The following is a 24,668-nucleotide window of genomic DNA, read 5'->3' on the forward strand; positions in this document are numbered from 1 at the left end:
AAGTTTAATTTATTACCTCCAATTGGTTAAAATTGTTTTTTCCATCCATTGAAACTTGATGGTTTTATAATTCCAAGATACATAATCTAATAGCATATCGAAAGCCTTTTGATCAACGATCAGCTCTAAGACTTGGTCTTTTGTGTAAAGTAGACCTCTTCGCTGTAAAAAACCTTCTCGTAGTGCTCCTATCGTCTTTACTTTTTGCCAATGCATTAGAATAGAGGCTAACATTTGATTAGACACTTCCATCTCTTCTGTGGTCAGATCCAAAGAATTGGGAAGCGCTTTATCTATTCTTACCCCGGTTAAAATCTTATTGAAATATAATTCATGTTCCGGGTATTCGGTATTTCCGAAAATGAGATATTGAATCAAAAAAATAGCTCTTATTTGCTTTTCCTCATTGCAAAACTGTCCGTTTTCGGTGTACTTTAAAATGGAAAATAACCGTGGCAAATATGCCGCTATTAATATGATCCCGGCATTATGAACCTCTCGAAATATACCAGCATCGGCTACTTCATTATTATCTTTGTCTTGCTCCGTAATACGCTGTAGCTTTTCTTGTTGAATGGCCGCTTGTAGTAAAGGGCTACGCTCTGATAGAACCGATAAACGGTGTAGACATTCGCTCTTTTGATTTTGTAATGGAACTTGACTGAGTAGCCAGGAAAGGATAAAGCGTAGAAGGTCTAACTGAGAATGGCCTGGATGGGAACTTCTATAGCGTGCTATGACGAGCAACGTTTGTTTCTTATCAATTATTAAAGTCGGCTGCTTATTGAAGACTTCTAAAATACCGACCAAAAGGTCTAAGATGGGTTTTAAGAATAGAATTTCAGCGGACTCATCAACTGATTTTAATTTCGGATCACTGCTCGTCCCCCTTTCGTTAATAATTGCGGCGTTTTTTCGAAGGTCATTCAAAATCTTAAAGAAATCATAAGGTACTTGGGATCCTAAAACGTCGATATTATCTGTTAAGATCTTAATTATTACTTCTTTCTTAATGTTATAATGGATGGAAAGCTTTGCTAGTATCCGCTCTACAAAATACTTCTTGTTAAATGATTGTTGATGGGTAGATAGCAATGTTTGTACAATGAAAAACCACTTGAGTGCTGCAAATTTGCCACCTGATTTAAAGGCTGTTGATTTGTTATTTTCAAGTAGATCTAGATAGGAGGCGCAGTAGATAATCCATTCTGCGTCTTTTTTAAAGTTTACTTTAATAAAATGCTGAAGCGCTGTACTATCCAGTCTTTCGATTAGCTTTAAACCTGCTGTTGAAGATTCTACCCATTCGTTTAGTCGGTTAATCTGATCTACAGTCAATACAACCTGACGCCGAATGGCTAAAATAATATGATCTTTATGAAGTGAAATCAACTCCTTTGATTTTGGAGGAGATAGGTCATATTTGTTTAACAGCTCTTTCCATATACTCAAAAGCACTTTGTCCTTTTGAAATATCTTATCACCTATGCTCCAATAATTCAACAACTGAATAGCTTGTAAATTATAGTGGGCAGCAATTTTTAAAATAACCTTTTCGACAAAATACTTTCTATTGAAATTAGCTCCGTTATTCTGAAGGAGGATGGGAAATATAATTTGCCACTTCAATAAACGGAATTCACCTCCGGCTTTACCTTGTAATAAGCCCTTTTGTTGATTTTGGTCTAAGGTAGATGTATAACTGCGAATAAAAGGGGCTTCATTAGGTATTACAAAGTCTACTAGGGTTAGTATCTCCTGCTCATTCAACAATTGTAGTAAATAAACGGAGTTGTCACTTTTCAGCAATTGGATCAATGTGCTCCTTTCTCTTTTTAATCCGTCTAAAAGTGTGCCTTCGATCTGGGCTATCAATTGAATCCAATGGCGCCAATTTTTGCTTTTAATGATACCTCGCTTCTCTTCTTGATAGAGATTTTGCAAGATCAGATATAGCTCGCCTGAAATATAATCTTCCTTTTGGTCTGTCCATAGCAACCGCAAGAGGTGGTTATAATTGATATTATAATGATTCCCTATTTGTCCGATCGTCTGTTTGACAAACATCTTTTTATTAAAATAAGTGGTCTGCATGGTCAAAACATAAGCATAAATAACCTTCCATACGGCGTGCTGATAGTTGGTTTCAGTGATTTGTGGTTGGTTCAAATGCTTATACTTTTGCTTTAAAGTCTTTACATAGCTAACAATAAATTGGCTATCATTTGGAGCCATTAACTTGATTCCTGCATAGAGCGATTTTTCTTCTAATTGATAGATAATCCGTTCCTGCAAACTGGTATAATGGCCGTGAGTACGTAGAAATTTATATAATGCAGCGCTATTATTTTTTAGGATTTCTAAAAACAAATCCTGTAAATTGAACGAACTATCGCCCGGTCTCCAAAGTAGATGCCCGTGTAATAAATAATGGAATAACAACTCGGTTCGATCGCGTCTTGATTTTGTAGGGGCTTCCTCTCCTTGGTATTTTTTAATAACCTTTATCAGTTCTCGTTCAAGTATGGTCTCGTATTGCACAAGGAATTCTTTTTTGAAGTTATTAGCTGCAATTGGCGGTAAATCTAATGTCAGCTTATCAATTTCTAAATGCAAATTTGGATTGCTCCACTCTAATAATACGCGATCGGTCACGCGTTCTAATAGGTCTGACCAAGCTGTATTAAAATCAGCATGCAAATCCAGGAAAAACGACTCGTCTTTTCCAGTGAAATTTAATGTTATTTTATCAACCTGGTTCACCTTCTACAATTAAGACGCTTTGTGAATATTTAGAAAAGAAGTAAGAACCTCTGCATGGACAGCTGCTGATTGACCATCGCTAATTGCCATGGCCCGTCGCCATGTAGCATAGGTAATGTGGAAGTTTTCCAAATCGTCTTGTGCTAAACCGTGCAACCTATAGCGTAAATGAACAGGAAATCTATCGTATAAAAATTCCTCTAAAAATCGGTCTATATGAAAGCTGGTATTATGGGGATCGATCAGATCCTGGGGATAAACTATCGAAATCAACTCTTTATCATTGTCTTGTTCTAATAAAATATGTTCAATGAAATAGAATCGCTGTTGATGCTCCATTCCATTCATTTGACGGAGGAAATGAATAAAGAAATAGGCCTGTTCAATGATTATATCTCTATCAGAACATAGTAAGCTCATCTCGATTTCCAATCTTCCGGTGGGGCTTCTAAATAGTAAAGAATAATCCTCTCCTTCGACCTTCAGTTTATAATTTTCTACCTCTGTGCCGTATACTAAAATATCTTCAGGCAAAATAGCATGCCATATCAGAGATAACATATTCTTCATTTTGCTCAATACTTCTTCGTCACTCTCGGCAATATGGTACGCTATAACCGGAATACTTTGATAATAATATTGTTCGTCGACCAGAAGGAGACTTTTGTACCTTTCTTTGAATAGTTCGTTGCTGATAACGCGCATTCCTCTAAAATGAAAAGGTCTACGATTGGTAAATCGCAGGGAGATTATTTGCTCGAGTAGTTCCTGAAGACTGCAAATGCTATTGGGATCATCGATGTTGCATGCACGATAGCGCTGCTCATTAAGTTGGGGTAATCTTTTGATCAACCTAGCTCTTTTGGAATTCAGGCTGTCTGTTTCCAAACTTCCGAAGAGATGCTGTGTATTTTCATCGTAAATAGCATCTAACATATTTAGATATGCAAATTTCTGAACGCTGTAAAATCGTTCTTTTTGAAAAGCGATAGCCGCTGCTTCTTGTTTCTTTTTATCAATGATTTCTTCGCCGTTTACGATTTGAACTTCTGCTATTCGTGATGTCGGAACAGCTTCGCGAATGTCAAATAATTGATGGACGTTATCCATCTTTTGCAAATGATTGGCCATCAAATAGTCAAAATGTAAGAGATACCCCTTTAGCTGTAATACCCTGGCCTTGTAGTCTGGATCTTCGTGTGAGGGTATGCCTCTTTTACTAATACCGTATAGCTCTGGAAAGTCATATTGAATGGTCTGGTAGTCTGGCGTAAATACTTTGTTCTCGTCCATGTCTTCTGGCGTTGAAAACGTTGGAAAATCATAGCTATTGTGATGCCTATACTTGCGCGATTGATATAAGGTTTTGTTAGGTGCTTGACTAAATGCAAAATGAAATACATTACCCAAGTTTTCTCCTAAATTTCGATTCTTATAGTACAGCGCTTTAATCTCTTTTTCTAAACTATAAATATCTGATCTGTCATACCCGCTATTGCGCTGTAGAAATATATCATAATTTCGATCTATCTTATTATAATACACCTCGATACCGGAGACCCTCGCTCCAAAAAAACTCTTGAAGAGTTCTTCATAATCTTGTTCTGTTACCACCACTTTGGAATCGACTCGTATGCCCAAGTCATTTTCGACTGTATACAGCTGCTCTTTGGACTGTAATCCCTTTTGGCCATAATCCTTGTCTTCCAAATTCTTGAACAGGTAATTTTCAAGAGAAAAAAGCTGCCGGAAATATATGTCATACAACCCATAGTTTAGGTAATCTGCGATCGTTATACCTGGATCGTGGACATTGTGATCTGTCCACAGATTTCCGCTTAACTCGATAATCCGATCTATAGTGCTTGACTGAAGATGGTTATAGTAATTATCCTGAATATTACGTTTTTTGATTATCGGCTTTCTCATAGCTATGAAGAAGTGTTATATTACAATTGATTAATGCTGAAGAATCATTATAATTGGTTTTGGTGCGTACCTGTAGCTGGTAATTGACGGCCCCGTTTTTATCTTTTATTTTCTTCCAACGTAGTTTCAGGCGATTGCCCCAAAAACCATAATGAGAACTAATGGTTCTTATTTTCCGACCACTACCAAAAGCTTGTGTAGCCCAACCTACTAAAACGGCATACTTTCCGTTCCCGCTACGGCCGTGAACAGATGCCGAAACTTCCATAGCGTATACCCCATAGTTCAACTTTGTAATCGTATGCCACTTGCCATCGGCGGCCATGCTACCAACACTAGATCCTTTCCTAATCCCGCTAATGCTAAGATCACCGTTGATATTTAGATCGCCTTCAATGATGGTTGTTGGAGATCTAACTTCTAATATTTCTTTGCTTTGATTGTCGCGTGAGAAGCCTTTTAAATAGTTCTGTAAAACAAGCTTACTGTTTTGAAAGAAAAACTTCCATGAGACTTTCTCTTCTTCGCATAGCGTAATTATTGTTTTATTAGATCCCTTTGCTGTCAACTTTAAGCCATCATTATCACTTTTTGTATAACCATCATCTAGCTTATTGACAGTTGAATCGATTAAATCACTAAAATCGGATTCTGTTGGTCTTTTCCCGTTTTTAAAAAAGTTTTTCAGCAAATCTCTACCACGTTCAGCCATTGTAATGTTCTTTAGATTAAATAATAAAATTGCCACCGATACTCATCTCTTTGACACCAAAGGTCGACAAGTGATCTTCTCCCCAATTAATGAGATGATTGTTCGAAGGGACTAATACGGCATTGGGCTTGGATACAGTGATACTCCCGTCGCTGATCAACTGGTTATCGCTTAAAAAGGTTGTTTCTTTGATAGACACATCGTTGTAGCTTTTACATAGCTGTATACCTATCAGGTCGTGAATTGCTATCAATTGCCCAAATTCATTAACTAAATCATCATGTAGTCTTTTAAAGCTAAACCGATGGTCAAAATCTGGACTGGTATTGGCAGCAAGCCAAGGAGCAATACTGTCATTAATCATTTGTATTAGTTTCTTCATATTTCTCGCCGAGAAGTAGCCTCTTAATGTAAACCGACACTTGATAATCAACTCTTCATACAAGGGATTGATAACCCTCAAATTGTTTACATAAGGCGAAATAAGTTGACGCATGTAATTTTCAACTTCAAAGATCAGATAAGGTGAAGCTAATGGATACTTGGTTTTACTTGTATCATTTGTAGGTACGATAACTAGATAAAGGGTAAACTGATCGGAAGTAGCATGGGGTAAAGTAATGCACTTTACGCTATCGATTTCAACGAATCGTTGAAGTATTAATTCTTCATAGTCTCGTCGTGTAACGGCTCTACCTCTATGTTTGTTATACGCTGATATTCTCAAGAACACTTCTTCCGTTGTTTCTTTGTTTCTGCCACCATAAAAAGGTGTTATACGGTTTACTTTTGCGACTCCTGGAATGATCGCATCCTCCTCTATTTCACCATCATTCGCATTAAGAATTATTTCATCTTGGCTATCAACTGGTATCACCAATTCTAATTTGATAACATTCGCATAAACGGCCTGTATTTCGGGAAAATGGATTTGATCGCAAGAATCGTAGTTTATTCTAACCCAAAGTAATCCATCATGATCGTACAATTCAGGTTCTAGGTACTCTGGAAAATGTAAAATCAATGCTCCATTTATAAGTAATCCCATGGTCTCATCCCGACTGATCAAACCTGGTGCTGCCCTTCGCCAATACAGGGGATTGCCTAAATACAAACTGATCTTACCCAAAAAATCTCGCTGCTCGTAGATTGATTTACTCTCTAAATTTTCTGTCTCGAAAGGGGCTAGATCAAAAAAAAGGCTGACATATTCTCCGGCGTTAATATTTTTCAGGGCGAATAAGATATTTCTCCCTTTCAAATTAGGAATAAGTACTAGATCACTATTATCTATCTTATTTTGATTCGCAAAATTATCTAAGGGTACTATAGGTGCAAAAAAAGAATGTTTATCATTATTCGAAACCCCATACGCTATACTATCTCTCGATTTATAATCTACAGTGATGCGATTGAGAATGGGTTGGACTGGAGGTGGAATTGTTGGGCTTCTTTTCTTTCCTGAACTTTTTAGCAGTTGTTCTGTAAATAGATTACGATACGTTTCGTCCCCAAATCCAATATTAGGCTGGTCCAGTGTTATCTGAATAAAGCCTTCTCTAGATTGCATAGAATAAACATACTCTTCTTCGTCTACATTTGTCGCAATCATCTTATCGATATTCACGTTGGCTATTCTTGATACCTCGGACAACTGCTTTGTCGCTGCATTATTTTCAAAAAGATTAAATGTTCTTTTTCCTTCTGGCGATTTCCATTCGAAGTCCAAAAGGTACTTAACATCCACTTTAAAACTGGTGTCGTCTATACCCTTATGATAGTCTTTGTAATGTTGCTGCAGGTTCTCCGAATCCGACAATAATTTATCCCACTTTAGATTAATGGTTATTTCTGTGGTGTTTTTTATGCTTGATTCGTAGTTCCCGATTATAAACCAAGATCCTTTATTGGCTGCTGTGCCAAATGGGAGAAATGGTGTTGAATTGTCTATCTTTCCTAATTCATTATATACCTGTACATCGCCCACATTCTCGACAATAGCATTTAGTTCGACCTTTCTTACGAGCATATTTGCCAATAAATCGATATCATACTTGGAAGAATCTAGATTAACAATAATATTTAGTACGGGACATTCGCTCTCGAAACCATGAGTATCTTTTGAACATGCTATAACAGGACTAAACGATTCTGAAAGACTAAAATTAAAGCAGATCTCTCCTGAGATCAGATCCATATCAATCGTCTTATATTCAATCGTCTCCCAGCCTGAATCCGTACTAATACTCAATTTAAACAATTCGCTGACTTCGACTTTTGATTTTTCACTTGTTAAATCTGGAGCCTTGTTATCATTTTTTTTAAAATATAAAGTGGCTTTTACTGTGCGGCGTCCCTCTTTCAGAAAGAGTATTGGACTTGACACACGAACACCAACTTGGATCTCGATCCCCTTGACCTCAACGACATTATCATCAAGAAGTAAATATTCCTGTACGTTATAACGGCTTATGGACGGAGTCGCCCTAGCGCTGTTGTCATTTAATAAATATAGTTTTTCAATCGCGCCATTGCCAATCTCGACATCTTTAAGAGATTGATATAAAGAAAGATGATCTCCGCGTCTTACTTTATAGGTGGTGCCCTGAGGAAGCAATATGGATCTATTAGTTATATTCTCGACAGAGATCCAAACATTGTCGGGAATCACACGGTGCGGCACAACGCCCAAAATACTCTCAAAATAGTAATCTGGTAGCTTTGCCCAACGTTGGTTAAATAGATTAGCTGTTTCGGCCAAATTCTGTATAAAACTGATTACTAAAGACCAACTAGGCTCCATATCTCCATCCCATTCTTTATTTTTATATGCTTTGAGAATAGAGGTCTCTCCTTGTTCAAATAGGTCCTGAAAAAAATCATCTTTAAGATGTGACAGCGAATCAGGATGACGCATCTTAATAAATGAGGTAATCTTTAAAAAATCTATTAACAGCTTCTCTGGATTATCTTCGACAACCTTGGGAGAAATAATATTTTTAATTCTTTGAAATCGTTGAAACTGACTTAACCCGCTCATTAATTCATTTAAATTATTAATCCATCATAAACGACGTCTATGGTTTTAGATAAAACGGAAACACTAGATTGTCTGCGATATTTGTAGACCGGATTATATATTCCAATTTGATCCATAGTATTCCTTCTGCATCATCGTTGGTAACTACATCGATATTTGAAACCGTGATCCTGGGTTCTCCTTTACCAATAGCTTCTTTTAATTCGTCGGCTATTAGTGTTTTCTCTGTCGAATCTATCGTAGAAAACACCCACTTATTTAGTGTGGAACCGTAATTGGCCCGAAAAATGCGTTCTCCTTTATTGGTCAATAATAAGACCTGAAGGCTCTCTTTGACATCTAATGTATACTCGGACATCTGAACACCATCCTTCGTAAACGATGGTGGGAATGACCAACCTCTACCTAAAAAATCTATCTTTTTTGTCATCCTCCTATTAAAACATTTACACAACCTAGTACTATGCTGCCTCCGTGTGCACAGGGGTCGCCTAATCTGGCTGCAGGTTTTCCACCTATAAAAACTGTTTTTGAACCACTGATAATACTGTCTGGTGGTCCGGTACATACACATGTGTCTCCCATTACTGCGGCTGGTAGATTACCTATTAAAACAGTCGGTATCCCTGGTCCTATAATGGGACCTCCAACATGCGGAATAGGTGGTATTCCTGGGGTAACCATTGGACATAGATGAAGGTCTGTGATTCTTGCTGCTGCTGACATTATTTAATTAATTAATCATTACCATAGCTCCTTTTATAATAGTCTGCCCACCGGCGGATAATTCCGATTTGGCACTTCCTTTTGCCGTAAAACCGACATCGGCTTTGGCTTCAATATTCATTGCTTTTAGATTTACCCCATTTTTTGACTTAATATTTATATCTGTACCAGCGCTTATTGTCACTTCTGTTTTAGCTTCTAGAGATATTGATTTTGCGGATTTTATAGAAATACCATCTGGATTCATAATGATCGTATTTTCATTTTGGTCCTTAATGCTAATGCTTTTTCCTTCATCGTTAATCTCAACTGTATTTCCTGCTGGGGTACTCAAAAGGATTGATTTTTTTTCATCATCAAAAATTAACGATAGCTTTTCTTTGGTAACTAAACTCTTTATGTAGTTTTCTTTTGTGATGACTTCATTTGGTGACTGTTTACTGCTATACAGACTTCCTAAAATAACGGGATGGCTATGGTCACTATCCAAAAAACCTATGATTACTTCGTCGCCAACGTCTGGAATAAAAAAGCTTCCGTAACCATTGCTCGACCAAAATGTAGCTCGTCGTGCCCAAATTTTGTTTACTTCCGTAGCTTTAAATAACGGTATCTCGACTTGAATATTAAACTCCTTAGTAGGATCTTCATCGATTTGAGAGACCTTACCTATTTGAATCGCGGAGATACTTTTATCTAATTCGTCGTCTTCATCAAATCTATAATCAAAACCTATTATAGCTTTTGTGTTCCAATCTCCATTCTTTACCTCATGTTCCACCGCCCCACAGTAGGCGTTTCCATCCATATGCCTATTGACTCCACTAATTTCGACTATGCAACCGTGTTTGATTGCTGCTGTCCCTTTACAGCTAACCTCTCCACTGATGCGCTGTAACATACTAAATGTCATTTGGGATTGGGCCCATTTCTGAAGAGTTTCTCGGTTATAGAAGTCGCTTGTCTGTAAGACCAACTCGTTGTTACCAAGTGCCTGAGCTAAGTCTTTTGAAGAGATATCTCCTTGATTATTGGTTTTGACCGAATCGTTCGCGACCGTGACAGTCTCTAACTTTTGTTCTTTTTGATTCCATCCAAGAGCTTTGACTGAGGTAAACTGCTTTTTTACTTTCAACTGTCCCTTAATATCTATAATGTTATCCTTTAAGCTTAAATTGAAAACGGGACTCGAGGAGATTGATGGTTCGTTGATAGTAACCGTAGATCCTTCGGTCTGTACCACTAAGCCATTTCTCTTGGCTCGTTCTAATATAAAATCCCAATCGGTATTGTTATACTGTGTAATGGCCTGGTATTCGTATTTTGTTTGGCTTACAGAGGCTTTTACTTCTTTGTAAGTGGATAATATGTTGGACAAGAGGGATTGATCTTTTACCTTTGTGTATATAGATGTCTTCTTGGCTATGGTAGAAAGATACATATGATCTCGACACCCTAGCTTTATACGAGAGCTACCTCGAATCTCTAAGTCTATATCCTGTTCAACAATAATTCCTTCAAATAGACTGGCTTCAGATTCTCCATTTAAATATCCTACTTCTATACGTATCTTGTTACCAGGTGTAAAGGCATTTTCCTCACTTTCTGTTTCTTCTGTAGTACTGTTGCTCCAAACCTTAAAGACGATCTCCGCTTTTCCAATTTTATTAACTTCTTTCCTTATCCAAATAGAATCGAGTAGTGATTTTGTTGTTAATAGACTGTCATTTATGTATATGGATGTAGTAACCACACCTTGAGCTGATGAGCCTTCATATATAGAAAAAAAGCTTGATTTGGATAGTGTCATTTGTATTAACGTACTAATTCATGAAATATAAGAACAGTCCCTGGATCCACATTCCTAATACTCGATAAGCCATTTGCTAATGCTACATCTACACAGTAAGAAGGGTCTCCATAAGTCTTATCACAGTAATCAGCTAGGCTATCTCCTGCTGAAAAAGTGACTACACTAGCCTTATTATTGGCAGAGGCCTGTACAGTAGATTTTTCGAAAGATCCTACAAAAGAGAGTGTAATTTTTACTCGTAAGGGACTCCCATCGGAATTGAACATGGTATAGTCATAATCAATTGATTCGGCCCTACCGTGAAAAATGGTGGGTCCCCAAATGATTTTTACTAGGCCTGGTTCTTTCTTATCTTGCTGCAATAAATAAACTGCCGACTCTAATTTTTCGATGCGCTGCACAATTGTTAATCCATCGGTCTGTGGAATAACTCCAGTATCATCCATATAGATTTCAAAAGACATCTGAGATGGTTCATGATGCTTATACTTGGAAAAGTATTGATCACTGCCGAATGATGTTATATTCTCATAAGACACCTTTTTACTAATCCGGACCGAAGATGGATTAATCTGTGTGGAGAATAGACTTCCTCCACTTGACGAACCATCAATTTTTATTTTATCACTCATCAACGTTCATTTTTGCGTAAATACTCACGATGAAGAAATTCTTTAAGTTCGCTAACGATGTCTTTCTTTAAATTGCTTATTTCTTCCTTTGAAACACCAGTCTTCTTATGATCCTGCTCTATGGTGGATTTCACATGTATTTCCTTGATTATTATCGGCATGGTATACGTTCTATTGTAGTATAGGATAATTCCAATATTTCTATCAAAACACTGTTCTTTTCTGAATCCAATGATTCAACTTCCCATTTGACAGGGTAAACATTGTTACAATTCCAAGAATAAACAGGGGTTCCATCCTTTTGCAATAAATTTATAGTAATGGATACTGTAGTTATCGGATAACGGATGGAACCATTAAAAAACGAAGAAATCCAGACCACATCATCTTTATTAACTGCCTTGAGTCCACGCTTTAAAACGAGATTACTATGTTTTACATTTTTCGGGACTACATGTACATAATCATTATTGCCTCCTTCAATAATGGTCTCTGTTTCTAATTCGGAAGATAGCCCAGAAACTTCTTTGAAGGCAAAATCACCCCCCTGAATTTTTACTTGAAAGTAAAAAGCGACTGGTATATCCCAATTAAAAATCTTCATTTCTCCTGTTTTCTAACTGATTTGTCTAACTATTTTCAATCTTTAAGCCTTCATGCGCGACTTCTATTGTCTCAACAGCGACTTCATTTCCATCAGATTTCATATCAGTCCCTGTTATTTTTGTAGGCCAAGCGTTATTTAAGGTCCATACCATTGTGGGTGCGCCTGACTCGTCAAGCAGACTGATTGTTACTGTCTTGCGTTCGATAGTATTCATCTTTATCTGATTAAACCAATCCCAGAATGCATTATCTTTTACAAAAACACCTTTCTTCAAAGTGACATTTCCGACTTTCTTAATTCCGGGCATTTTAATTGTTGAAAACTCTGGACTATTGCCATGTCGATATTCAATAATTTGTGCCTCTATATCCAATCCTGAAACCTCTTGAAAGGCTACCTCTGTATCTCCAAGTTTTACTTGAAAATAAAACTTCGGTAAAGGCCATACGTTGTCTTGTGCTTCTCCTGCCATAACTTTATAGTTCTTTATAAATTAATAATTAGCTTTTTTGCATTTGCTGTTGGAAAGTAATCTCAATAAATTCAGCTGGTCTCACTAATGCAACCAAAACTGTAACTCGCATAATACCGTCCAAAATATCTTCGGCCGTCATTGTCTCGCCTAAACCGATGTGAACACTGAACGCATCATCTGGAATAGCTCCTGCTAATCCGCCTCGCTTCCAAATACCATTCAAAAAATTATTAATCATACTTCGAACACTCACCCAGGTATTAGCTGTATTTGCCTCAAAAACATATGCTTTAGTAGCATTCTTTATGGATTCTTCTAACATCATCATTGTACGGCGAACATTTATATACCTCCAATCCGATGAATTACCATCTAGTGTTCTCGCCCCCCAAACTTTTACTCCTTCTCCTACAAAATAACGAATGGCATTCACGGCCTTGCCGCTGATTGGCATATTTAAATCCTCTTGTGTAGCGTGGGAAATATTAATAACAGGACCTATCACATTTGATAGCCCTATGTTGGCCGGTGCTTTCCACACGTTTTTTGTATTATCTACCAGTGTATAAATACCAGCCATAGCGGCCCCAGGAGGCAACAAATTAAGTTGCAACTTTATCTCTGATAGCATATCAGCATAGAATTTACTTTGATTGCTCAATACCTTGTTGATTGTATTGATCTCGTTAAATTCGAGTTGTCCATATTTATCTGTATCTATCTTTTCTATATATTGCGAAAGATGCGGGGAACCGGCATTTAATAATTCCTTCAGCTTGGCCCAGCTTTCCTTTTCTATATTATTAAAATCTATCTCTTCGTCAGAAACTATAGAAGTAGACAACCAGGGGTAATATGTAGCTCCAAAGTCTAAAAACTCAGTCCCCATTGCTTCTCTGAATTCATTGACAACATCTCCGGCTTCATCTTTTCTATCTTTGTACCCATTATAAATATCTAGAATAGCAAATCGGTTGCGCATATTCATTCCACAATGCTTTAAAACAGCTGTTTGGATATCAAAACAATCTTGCTTATTCTCCAAGTTAACGGCTTCGGGCACGAGAACCATCGTAGGCTCTTGTTCCTCCAACAAAGTGTCAATCCCACTTATAAATTTTTCTTTGGATAACTCGTCGTCGTAGCTACCGACTGAAACTATATAACACTGGCCACCACCGTTGGCAAAAAAGAATCTCAGATTATAATAAAGATTATGGCGATCTTTTCTTTCCAGAACACCGTATAATTTCTCTTTATCTGTCCCTTCTACAGAAATGTTGAAGTTCTCTTCATCCCCTTCTCTCAACTCAAACCTAGGTGATGGAGCAAATCCGAAATACTGATTGAACTCAGCGAGGGAACTCACTTTGAAAGGTTTATTTAATAAAGATTTACTCCCGTTTTTAGCTATCTGCGTATAGCCGATAAAAGCAGGTACTGCTGTCGAAGTCTCAACAACAGAGTTTGGGAAGGCATTTTTCTCTAAAATGTACACCCCAGGGGTTTTCATAGCACACATATATGTTTATTTAAGTTATAAGTTATAATATTTGGTAATTGTAGTCTTAGGTTTGTTAGGTGAATAACTGGTTGGGGGCGGTATATCTAATCTAGAGATTATTGTCTTTAGCCCATATTTATTACGCTCTATCAAATTTATTTTATAACTGGCATCTTTCTTAAGTAAAACGGTGTCTGCAGTAGTAAAAGATATTGTATTTTCTCTTAACTGTAGCTCTGAATTCGGATCTTTATCGAATAATAATGATCCATCTTCTTCAATTAGCTCTAGATCATTGTATTTTCTCTTACTAATGAATATGTATTGAAAACATTTTCTGATGCCAGTAAAATGATACGCTATTTTTGTTTGATCGGTTGAATTTATAATGGTATCTATACGAATTATTCGTTGATCTTCGTTTAGTGGTGAAGTGACAAAATAAAACGAATTAGAATTTACTTTCAGAAAAATAACCAGACTTTCCCCCTCATTTCTAATTTGCTTATATTTCTTTACTGCATACGCATTGTCTTCGAGCAAAAAGTGTATTTTTTTAAATTCCTCTTTAAACCTGTTGTGTAAAAGGGAATTGCCAACTAAAATATAATCATCGCCGCGCTTCAAAAAATATAAATTATACTTATCAACCAAATCTCTGGACTTGATTGATAGTGTAATAGGAATATCTCCTGAATAATAATCATGCGTTAAAGAAATAGAAAAATACTCCATTTGATCACTCATTTCTAACATAGATCCAAAATCCTTTCTTTTATTTCTTTATGTATTTGCATAACTCCATTACCATCAACATTAAATGAACGTATTCTGAGGACAATTGAAGGATTTAGATCACTAGAGCATATACTCCAGATGTTGGATAATTCACTTATACTTACATTGACAGGTTCGATAATAAGGTACTCTGTACTGTTAGGAAGATTTAATTGATGATTTCGTTGTAATATACCTAATACTAAATCCATTATTTTCAACGAACTTTCGTATCCACTTGATGGAAACACTACAGAAACTAATACTAACAAATTAATACTCCATGAAGGATTGCCCTGAATGACCTTATTGGAAACTGATAGCCCAGCCCTACTCTTAAAGTTTATACCTGCGCTTGTATCTCTTTCGATATTCAATAGCGTAATAAGTACTCGGCCTTCTTTCTTTTCTTTGGTAATCGAAGATATCTCTACTATATCCTTTACTAATCCGAATGAGGATTTTACCCCTTCGTTAAGGATTAATTTAAGTTTGGTAAGAATGTTATAAATCATAACTATTGTTTCATAGGCGGTTACACAAATATATATTAATTTTCAATAAAAAGATAACACCCATATAATTTATCAACCTTATAGTACACGAACTCTCAATTGAAAACAAGATATTAACTACTAGTTGCCCCATAATATATTAAATCACTACTTATTTTTACGATTTAAAGCAATGTTGTGAATAATCAACACGAATGTAACTGTAGTATTCATAACTCTTGTGGTAGACATAGATAGATGAATTAATAGATGCGAATATAAATTTTATATAAAAGAACAACTAAAATCAAGGGGGGACAATTGGGGGACAATTAGGGACATTTAACGAAAAAGAACACAAAAATCCCTTCAAGAGGCCGATTTTCAATTATCAAAATTTGCGACAGTTCAAAAAATGAGCACACAAACGGTAAACGTGGCCCAATGATTGAAAGAACGAAAAGGGGCTGTACTCTGGAATTTGATACAGCCCCTGTATAACGGATGACTACACGGTATGGATCTTTGCTATCTTACAAAAATCAACAGTTGTAATCGCTACTTATAATAAATTAATTTGCAAAAAGTATGTTAGTCGCTATTTCATAGAAGGTGCCGCCTTTTTTGATGAATGGAGGTGCTTCGCCCCAGGTTTCTCTAGAGACCATGTACAACGTAAATATATTTTTGACCGGTAGAGGATCGGTACTTCCAGGACTAAATGCCATATTGGAATAGTTTGTTCCTCCATGATTGAGCAATACCTCCCCGGTATTGCTATCTACGAATTCGAAGAGATAGTTGCTGGGTAGGTCAGGCAATGGACTGGGTAAACCATCGGGCAGAATATGGTACGTTGCCTGATCGATACTGTTCTTTACGTCTTTGATGACACCGACCTCTTTGATCACTTCGTTCCAGTCGACATCATAGTAACTGATCGAGACTCGGATATCCAGCTTTTCAAAAGGGATAAGGTCCTGGGCATAATTAGCGACTTTGACTTTGATATGTCCGGGAGGAGCTGGACTTTCTGCTGCTTGTCCATCGGGATCTATAAAAGCAACCGGGGCTTCCATGGTCGGTTGGAATAAGGTATACGCATTTTTGGAATCTGACTGGACATCAATATCTTTTTCGGCAACGGTTTTTCCATTTCGGGTATCGTAGAACTCAAATTTTGCCTTACCAGGTACCACTTTGATTTTTTTTCGAGTGATATCCCATTCGATCGGCTTACCATTGTACTTGGCTGCGATAAAAACACCTGCCCCATTATTACGTAATGCCGTTTTATCGGCATCAAAATAGACTTCGACAAATTCGGAGAATAAATTTACATATTCTCCCTTTTGGCAGGAATATGTACTGATCAATAATAGAACTATTGCTATGCTGTTTCTTATGTTTACTTTCATATGCTTATTTTTTAATATCTGAAGGCATTAAACGCTTATTAAAAATTATAAGTGACACTAAGACTGAAACGTCGTCCCTCTCTTCGGCGATAGGTGATGTTGTCGCCCTCTTCTTTACTGTACCGTATGGATTTACCTTTTTTCAATACATCAAGTTTATTCTCATCTTGTTCGTAGTCATTTATATTGGAATAATAACGGGTCCAGTCATCCAACAGGTTGGCTATATTGAGCTTCACTTCCATTTTTTTCTTTAAAAAGCGGGCATACAATTGAGCGTCCAGTTGTTTGGGGGCCAGTTCATACTCAACCCTTGCCAAGCTCACATTTGCGAGGTTGGTCCGGGGGCCGCGGTGATTATAGCTGGCCGTGACACCATAACGGTCTCCCCAATAGCCGAGTCCGAGGTTCAATAACCAGGGGGACTGACCGATCAGCGGTCTGTCTTGATTAGGATAGCGTTGCTGAACGCGTTCGGCCACCTGTGTTTCGGGATTATTGATCCAGTCCCAATGACTGAGTACATTGACCTTCGACTGGAGGAGCGTCCCATTGGCCGATATAAAAAGGTCTTTCACCCAGTCCTTATCGGAGATAAAACTGAAGTTTTTACGTATTTCTAATTCCAACCCCAGATTCTTTGCACTCTCCATATTGGCGTAGGTATACTCGTTGAGCCCCTTGCCCGAATGGATCAGTTCGATGGGTTTATCCAGATTTTTATGATATCCTGTCAAGGAAATAATCTCTCCGGGAGAAGGATACCACTCGAGTCGTAGGTCTATATTGTCGATCAGGGTCGACTGTACATGCTCTCCATATACGTACCCGTCTATTTCGAAGTCGTACATACCAAACATACCTACTTCTCTGAAATCGGGGCGTATCACAGTTCTGGAATAGCTCCCACGGATATTAAACTCTGGAGTGAGGCTATATGTCGCATTGACCGATGGGAGGAAACGCCAGCTGCTCTCCTTTACACCAAACCGGTGCCGTTGTATATCATCGGGATCTGGTTCATCCTGATAGGATCTACGGTACAATTCTTCTTGCTTTGAAGTCAGATCAAAATACTCTGCCCGCACACCGTATACCAGACGAAGTCTGTTCCAAAGTTTTTGATCGGCCATCAGGTATAGCGCATGCGAACTCATCTCGCCATCATAGTACCGTCCACCCAAAGCATCTGCATAATAGTAAGCTTGATTATTCCCATTGCCTATGTTTTCATTGGCAAATAACTGGTCGTAAGGAAGTTCGATAGCAGGTGCTTTTTGGTTGGTGGTGCCTTCGACCCAAGACCTGGTCCAGGGTACCATTTTATTCAGATCTAATGATCTTTTCTTTGTCCACGCCTGGTAACCAAGCTTCATCCAGGTAGATATATCTTTCCCTTCTCCAAATCTACGGGAAAAGGCTGCGCTCCAATTGTAATCTGTTTCGTCGATGTTTGTCCACATACGCCAATCTTTGAATGTGTTTCCTGTGGAAGCCGAAGAATGGGTCATTAAACCGGGAGTCTGAAAATAGGGCTCATCGCCAATGATCGTGGTCAACCTATAGGATAGCTTTCGTTCATCCAAAATCTGTTGCTTGATTTTATTGACAGTAAACATCCCTTCGGCTTTAATCTTCAACGGAAGCTGATATTCACCCGTCAACTGATGCTGTTGTAGAGACATGGCTTCAGGCAATTGATAGACTAGCTTGGTGGGGATCGGTTGGGAATCCTCTCGAGCTGTTTGGATAGATTCGTTGTAATTGTCGCTGTAGGTACGGGCATACATATTCTTTAGGGTAACCTTAAAGCGCTGTCCCTGTAACCCCATATTGGCCACTAAACCACCATTACTGTTGAACCGATAAGATGTTCCTGCACCATTATCACCAAGCCCTGTACTATCTATGTAATGGTTCATCGGGGATCGTCTCACATTGTTAAAAGAAACGATATTCTGTTCATTCCTAAAATTCGCGGAAGCGACAAAACCAAAGCGGTTTCCATTCTTCAGCTCATAACGGCGACCGAGCGAAAAACGGATATTTTGATTGGGTGCAGCTTTATATTTATAGAGGCGCATGGCATTACTATTCAATCTTTTGGACTGGGCAATGGCATCCAGATCGTTGTATTTGACAGCATCACCAAACTCAACCTGATTGAGTGGTATAGCGTTGAGTTCGGGATCATCCAGGATATAACCCGGAGGCGCATCCAACTGCGAGGCCCGATTATTCCATTGCCAGGTTTTGATACCATCGGGCAGTTTTGCCGATTTATCAAAAAAACCAAGGTACTCGTTGGTATGGCGCTCGCCCAGCCGATAGAAATCTTTGCCTGTGGTGCGCGAGTTGCCCCCTGTACCAAGCTGTATACTGGTAAAATTCTGTTCGGGGATGTCTATCGTATTTACAGACACCTGCCCGCCGGAAAATTCGGCCGAGACGTCTGGTGTCGCCGTTTTATTGACCACTACAGAGCTCACCATTTCGGTGGGGATAATATCAAAGGAAAAGTCCCGTCTATTCTGTGAGGTGCTCGGTATCACAATGCCATCGAGCATAGCCTGATTGTAGCGATCGGACATTCCTCGTACGATGACACTTCGGTTGTTAACGGTAGTCAGACCGGTTACCCTCTTGAGCACTTGGCCCATATCATTGTCGGGTGTTCGGGAAATCTGCTCGGCGGAGATTCCATCGGTGACGGAAGCTGCATTTTTCTGAGCCGCGTAAAGCCCAGCTACGCTTTCCTTTTTGTAGCTACCTGTAACCACGACTTGTTCTAAAGCGCTGGTAGACGGGGACAGAACGATATTGAGACTGGTGAGTTGTCCTGAATTTACTTGGACCTGAGTGACGCGCTTGGTCTGAAAAGAGATGTAGCTGACCTCCATAGTGTAACTACCGGAAACGATATCGAAATAATAGCTACCATCTACACTACTTCTTGCCGATTGGTTGGTCTGCAGAACCTTTACGGATGCACCGGGAAGCGGTTCGCCCCGGTCGTCCAAGATCTTTCCAGAGATACGGCCTGTTTGCTGCTTGGCCCTTTCTTGTGCATTGCTGACAGCAATGGATTTGTTGACCTGTTCGAATTTCAGTTTTTTTGTTTCGGTAAGCCAATGCAGGACCACATCGAGCTTATTGTGGTCGACATTGGGTGGGTCTACTTTGATGCGGCCTGTCTCCAGTGTATAGACAAAAGTAAAATCGGTTTGTCTTGCCAGTTCGGCAAGCAATTCGTGTACTGTAGTGACACGATGATGGAGATTAACGGTTACTTTTGCGAGATTTTGCGACCTCACTTCACTAGCAAATAGGACTCCTGCGCTAAGCAGGGTGATAATAGAGACCACGAAGGTTACTCTTGACATAAAACGTAGTAGTTTAAGTGTACGAATTTTTGTAAAATTGCACATAGCTTTTTTTAATGGTTTTAAAATGAGGATGTAAGATCATGAAAGCTTTTTCTGCGGGAGTGTTCCACCACTTCCGCTTTTTTGCTTTTTAAATGTGGTTTGGCGTTATTACTACATAGGCAATCGTATTTTGGGGGTGACAATGACTTGAATTATTTGATGATTATTTTTCCTTTACTGATTTCGTAAGAAAATCCTTCGCCTGATTTGCTCAATAGCAAAAGGATATTGTCTATGGTTTCGCTCTGTACATTAAGATGATAGCGCTCCTGTAAAATATCATTGTTCTCGATTATGATAGGAATACCATAGGTACGCTCCAGTTCTCCGCAGATATCGATCAAAGGAACAAATTCAAAATGCAGGATATTCTGTTGCCAATCGGTGATTTTTTTGATTTCTGTGGGAACAGTCTTTCCAAGATGCTGGTTCTTGTTATAGTCAAACTGCTCTCCCGGTTGAAGGAGGGCTAGTTGTTTGGCGGTAGTTCTGCTTGTTGAAACAGCGACTCTTCCGGTGGCCACCCGAACAACAGCCTGCTGCTCGTCTGTGTAGGCCTTTACGTCAAAACTTGTACCCAATACCTTTACTGTCAAATCTTTTGTATGCACCAAAAATGGCTTCTTAGGGTCTGAAACGACATCAAAAAAGGCTTGCCCATCCAATTCTATTTCACGGTTTTCAACCCCGAATTCCTTAGGGTATCGTACGGTCGAAGACGCATTAAGTGTGACGGAAGAACCGTCGGGCAGGATCAATTTTCTTTTCTCTCCGTTACTGGTAATGGTCTCCTGTATATCAGCCACATGGGCAAGGGAAGTGAAGCTGGCCTTTGGCTTATCCTGAGATGGCCAAAAGTGGAGCAGTAGCAAGATGACTGCGGCTGCAGAGCCTATCTGCCATATAATACGTCTTAAGACTTTCTGTTGTTGTAATTTTGCGACCTGACGGAGTGTTTGTGCGGTCACTTCTTCTGAAGCGCGCTCAAGCTCTTGCTCGTCAGGGAATCCATAATCTTCCAACTGATCATACCAGGACTGTATACGCTTGACTTCATCAGGGGTGCAATATCCATTTTTGTATTTATCTGCCAATAACCGGCGGTTGTTTTGTTTGCCCATACACTATTATTATCGAAAAATCGGACAGGCAGTACCATTAAAAAAATGTTGTTTTTACATTAAGAACATATTACCTAAGAGAGGGACTAAGGATTGTTAGGCGCGTGGTAGGAAAGCAACCGTTAAGATCAATGCAACAAAAAAGCGATCAGCAGGAAATAGGAAAGCTTCTTCTCGCCGAGGTGCTTGCGAAAAATATGCAGTGCTGTAGAAAGGTAATTTTTGACGGTCTGTTCGGAAAGTCCGAGCTTAACGGAAATCTCTCTTATGGATAGCCCTTCCTTCCGGCTGAGCTTAAACACCTCCTGTACTTTATAAGGCATTTTGGTCAGTAATCTGTCGAGATCATGTTCAAGGTCATTGGCAAGGGCCTGATCTTCTGCCGACCATTGGTATTGCTCCTGACGGGTAAGGGCAAGTTTGAGGGTATTTGATTTCTTTTGGAACAGGTAACGGTCTACGATAGCGTAATGGGCTGCCTTGGATAGATAAGGCGCAAAGGTATCCTTGATATAAATGTTGTTCCGATGTTTCCAGAGTGATATGTAAATATCTTGTAATACATCTTTGGTTTCTTCCTCGTCACCGATGCGGCGGTAAATCTGTTTGTATAGCTGCACTCTATAACGATGTAATATCACAGCAAAGGCCTGTTGGCTATCTCTTTGTATGAGTGCTAACAATTCGGTATCTGAAAATTGCTCCATCGAAACAAAGATAACTGCATTCCTCTAACACAGTGTGTTAAGTTTTTGTTACCCGATTAGGATTCCCCTTATACTTCGGAAAGATTGTAGAAACTGCTATTGTAAACTGTCACTAAATGAGAAAGGTTGTGGAACAAATACCACAACCTTTATTCTTATTCCAAATTTGAGGTTTTTTATTTTTTCTCTGCGTAGCTTGCAGGATCCAATGCCTTAGGTGACCAGTTCTCCAAGAAGCCTAAAACCCTCTTGGTATCATATCCATGCCCTTGCTCCAGAAGTGCCGTATTTTGTGTATGCTGGCGATTTCCTTTTGCATCGAGGATAACAAATACAGGAAATCCGAAACGTTGAGGATAACCTAAAGAAGACAACAGCTTTTCGTTTTTTTGTTCTTTGCTATAGTTGACATGGACAACTACATAGTTTTTATCGAAGGCTGTTTTGATGGTATCGTTTTCGTGAGCATATTTATTAAACAATAGGCACCAGCTGCACCAATTACCACCGATTTGTAGAAACACATGTTTGTTTTCGGCTTTGGCTTGTTTGAGCGCAGCTGCGATTTCGGCTTCAGCATCCGCATTGGGGTTGTAAACCGTGGTTTGCTGGGCCTGTGTGAAGAACACACAAAAGAGTAAAAATGATAACGTAATAAGACGCATAGCTGATTTTTTTGGTAGTTTAAGCATTCTTTTATCCAATATTAGTAAAAAACAATAATTACATCCAAGGTTTTTTAATAAATATCTGGGAAAAGGAAAAATACGCAATACGATTATTCATGCCAGTAGCGGATTAAGCAGTATCACAAGCTGGCAATATATCTACCTGCTTTCATACCGCTGAAAATGCAACCACCTAAAAAAGTCCCTTCCAAAGCACGGTACCCATGCATACCACCACCACCAAAGCCTGTAGCTTCGCCTACGGCAAATAGGCCTTTCATAACCTCGCCATCAATTCCCAATACCTGCGTATTCAAATTGGTCTCTATACCCCCGAGCGACTTGCGCGTCAGAATATGCAAACGTACTGCAATCAATGGACCGTTCTTCGGATCTAGTATTTTGTGCGGTTTCGCGGTTCTGGCCAATTTGTCGCCTAGGTATTTTCGGGTATGTTGTATATAATTCACCTGCGTATCCTTGCTGAATTTATTATCTAGCTGTCGGTCACGCTCTTCTATTATGGATTTGATTGCTTCATAATCCAATAAGTCCGAATTTACTTTTTCATTCATCAATCGTACAAGATCTTCCAAATTTTGGGCTACAATGAAGTCTTCACCATGTGTTTTGAAAGCCTCGACGGGTCCTGTTGCTTTTTTACCAAACAGCCGGCCTAACAAGAGGCTATAATCCTTGTTGGTGATATCGGGATTTTGTTCGGACCCGGAAAGGGCAAATTCTTTTTTGATGATTTTTTGGGAGAGTATAAACCAAGAGTACTCAAAGCCTGTGCTCTGTATATGTTTTAGTGTGCCTAAGGTGTCAAATCCAGGATAAAAAGGGGTAGGAAGTCGGTTGCCTCTGGCATCGAGCCAAATTGAAGAAGGCCCTGGAAGAATGCGTATGCCATGATTGGACCAGATAGGGTTCCAATTCTTCACCCCCTCCGTATAATGCCACATACGATCCTTGTTGATGATATGTGCACCACTTTCCTCTGCTATGCCTATCATTTTGCCATCGACATAATCGGGCACACCACACACCATGTTTTGTGGTGGCTGACCCAAGCGATGTGGCCAGTTCTCTTTTACAAGACCCAGATTGGCACCTATACCGCCGGAAGCAATGACAATATGCTTTGCTTCAAAACGGAATGTGCCGATGATATCCCTATTGGTTTTTTGACCGCGGGCTTTATTATCGGGTGCAAGGATATCTCCCTCTACACCACAAATACATGCATTGTCGAAAAGCAATTTCGTGACACGATGTCTGAATTTGAAGTTAAGTAACCCTTTTTCTTTAGCTTGATAGGCTTTTTCGACGAAGGGTTTGACCACACCGGTGCCGGTACCCCAAGTAATATGAAATCGGGGAACAGAATTGCCATGGGTAGAGGCCGAGCCATCTCCTCTTTCGGCCCAGCCTACAATTGGAAAGAATTTCATGCCTAAGTCGGATACATACTTGTATTTGCCATCAGTCGCAAAGCGAACATATTCTTCTGCCCATTGGCGCGGCCAAAAATCTTCGGCCCGGTCAAATGCGGCCGTTCCTTTCCAATCTTGTTTTGCAAGCTCGTAGGAGTCTTTGATTCGCATGGCACGTTGTTGCGGAGAGTTGACAAAGAATAAACCACCGAACGACCAGTAAGCTTGTCCGCCGAGGTTCGCTTCGGTCTCTTGGTCCAATATCAGCACCTGTTTTCCTGCAGCGGTCAGTTCGTGTGCGGTGACCAGACCAGATAGTCCTCCGCCAATTATAATTGTTGAATACTGTTCCATTATCGCCCTGTTTACTTAAAATTTAAATGATCTAAGACGGAAAAAACGTAATCGATATTAGGGT

The 24,668-nt window shown here is 39.1% G+C and carries 20 protein-coding genes; all 20 read right to left on the reverse strand.

Annotated features, from left to right (window positions below; all coding sequences use genetic code 11):
• Positions 1-12 precede the first annotated feature (12 nt).
• Entirely contained in the window at positions 13-2,763 is a 2,751-nt protein-coding gene (locus tag B5X76_RS12565; RefSeq protein WP_079643462.1) for a contractile injection system tape measure protein, read from the reverse strand.
• Positions 2,764-2,772: 9 nt separating this feature from the next.
• On the reverse strand, positions 2,773-4,692 hold the full coding sequence (locus B5X76_RS12570; RefSeq protein ID WP_079643463.1) for a hypothetical protein: 1,920 nt from the start codon (positions 4,690-4,692) through the stop codon (positions 2,773-2,775).
• Complete coding sequence (locus B5X76_RS12575; protein WP_176141059.1) at positions 4,664-5,440, reverse strand: hypothetical protein; 777 nt, start codon at positions 5,438-5,440, stop codon at positions 4,664-4,666. The genes B5X76_RS12570 and B5X76_RS12575 overlap by 29 nt, the downstream gene beginning before the upstream one ends.
• Positions 5,421-8,444, reverse strand: a complete 3,024-nt coding sequence (locus B5X76_RS12580; protein WP_079643465.1) for a hypothetical protein — start codon at positions 8,442-8,444, stop codon at positions 5,421-5,423. The genes B5X76_RS12575 and B5X76_RS12580 overlap by 20 nt, the downstream gene beginning before the upstream one ends.
• 37 nt (positions 8,445-8,481) lie before the next feature.
• The gene (locus B5X76_RS12585) at positions 8,482-8,874 is read right to left on the reverse strand and encodes a GPW/gp25 family protein (protein WP_079643466.1); all 393 of its coding nucleotides are present in this window, start codon (positions 8,872-8,874) and stop codon (positions 8,482-8,484) included.
• Positions 8,871-9,170 (reverse strand): PAAR domain-containing protein, encoded by a 300-nt coding sequence (locus tag B5X76_RS12590; protein ID WP_079643467.1) that lies wholly within the window; start codon positions 9,168-9,170, stop codon positions 8,871-8,873. Before B5X76_RS12590 ends, B5X76_RS12585 begins: the two co-directional genes overlap by 4 nt.
• Positions 9,171-9,177: 7 nt before the next feature.
• Positions 9,178-10,980 carry a type VI secretion system tip protein VgrG gene (vgrG, locus tag B5X76_RS12595; protein WP_079643468.1) on the reverse strand — a complete coding sequence of 601 codons (1,803 nt, stop codon included), beginning with the start codon at positions 10,978-10,980 and terminating at the stop codon, positions 9,178-9,180.
• A 5-nt stretch (positions 10,981-10,985) separates the two neighbouring features.
• A complete protein-coding gene (locus tag B5X76_RS12600; RefSeq protein WP_079643469.1) occupies positions 10,986-11,615 on the reverse strand; it encodes a CIS tube protein in 630 nt (209 codons plus the stop codon).
• On the reverse strand, positions 11,615-11,776 hold the full coding sequence (locus B5X76_RS21995) for a DUF5908 family protein (protein ID WP_176141060.1): 162 nt from the start codon (positions 11,774-11,776) through the stop codon (positions 11,615-11,617). Before B5X76_RS21995 ends, B5X76_RS12600 begins: the two co-directional genes overlap by 1 nt.
• Entirely contained in the window at positions 11,767-12,219 is a 453-nt protein-coding gene (locus B5X76_RS12605) for a phage tail protein (RefSeq protein WP_079643470.1), read from the reverse strand. Before B5X76_RS12605 ends, B5X76_RS21995 begins: the two co-directional genes overlap by 10 nt.
• 25 nt (positions 12,220-12,244) lie before the next feature.
• Entirely contained in the window at positions 12,245-12,694 is a 450-nt protein-coding gene (locus B5X76_RS12610; RefSeq protein WP_021069682.1) for a phage tail protein, read from the reverse strand.
• Between the two features lie 28 nt (positions 12,695-12,722).
• Entirely contained in the window at positions 12,723-14,219 is a 1,497-nt protein-coding gene (locus B5X76_RS12615; RefSeq protein ID WP_079643471.1) for a phage tail sheath family protein, read from the reverse strand.
• A 15-nt stretch (positions 14,220-14,234) separates the two neighbouring features.
• Entirely contained in the window at positions 14,235-14,957 is a 723-nt protein-coding gene (locus tag B5X76_RS12620) for a hypothetical protein (RefSeq protein WP_079643472.1), read from the reverse strand.
• Positions 14,951-15,493 (reverse strand): Pvc16 family protein, encoded by a 543-nt coding sequence (locus B5X76_RS12625; protein ID WP_079643473.1) that lies wholly within the window; start codon positions 15,491-15,493, stop codon positions 14,951-14,953. Before B5X76_RS12625 ends, B5X76_RS12620 begins: the two co-directional genes overlap by 7 nt.
• 551 nt (positions 15,494-16,044) lie before the next feature.
• Complete coding sequence (locus B5X76_RS12630; protein ID WP_079643474.1) at positions 16,045-16,890, reverse strand: hypothetical protein; 846 nt, start codon at positions 16,888-16,890, stop codon at positions 16,045-16,047.
• Positions 16,891-16,928: 38 nt separating this feature from the next.
• Positions 16,929-20,273 (reverse strand): TonB-dependent receptor, encoded by a 3,345-nt coding sequence (locus B5X76_RS12635; protein ID WP_176141061.1) that lies wholly within the window; start codon positions 20,271-20,273, stop codon positions 16,929-16,931.
• Positions 20,274-20,470: 197 nt separating this feature from the next.
• A complete protein-coding gene (locus B5X76_RS12640) occupies positions 20,471-21,439 on the reverse strand; it encodes a FecR family protein (RefSeq protein WP_079643476.1) in 969 nt (322 codons plus the stop codon).
• A gap of 128 nt (positions 21,440-21,567) precedes the next feature.
• The gene (locus B5X76_RS12645; protein ID WP_079643477.1) at positions 21,568-22,146 is read right to left on the reverse strand and encodes an RNA polymerase sigma factor; all 579 of its coding nucleotides are present in this window, start codon (positions 22,144-22,146) and stop codon (positions 21,568-21,570) included.
• A 176-nt stretch (positions 22,147-22,322) separates the two neighbouring features.
• Positions 22,323-22,838, reverse strand: coding sequence for a thioredoxin family protein (locus B5X76_RS12650; RefSeq protein ID WP_245801035.1), 516 nt, complete (start codon positions 22,836-22,838; stop codon positions 22,323-22,325).
• Positions 22,839-22,954: 116 nt separating this feature from the next.
• Entirely contained in the window at positions 22,955-24,604 is a 1,650-nt protein-coding gene (locus B5X76_RS12655) for an FAD-binding dehydrogenase (protein ID WP_079643478.1), read from the reverse strand.
• Positions 24,605-24,668: the final 64 nt, after the last annotated feature.

Source organism: Sphingobacterium nematocida (genome assembly GCF_900168125.1).
Taxonomy (GTDB): Bacteria; Bacteroidota; Bacteroidia; order Sphingobacteriales; family Sphingobacteriaceae; genus Sphingobacterium; species Sphingobacterium nematocida.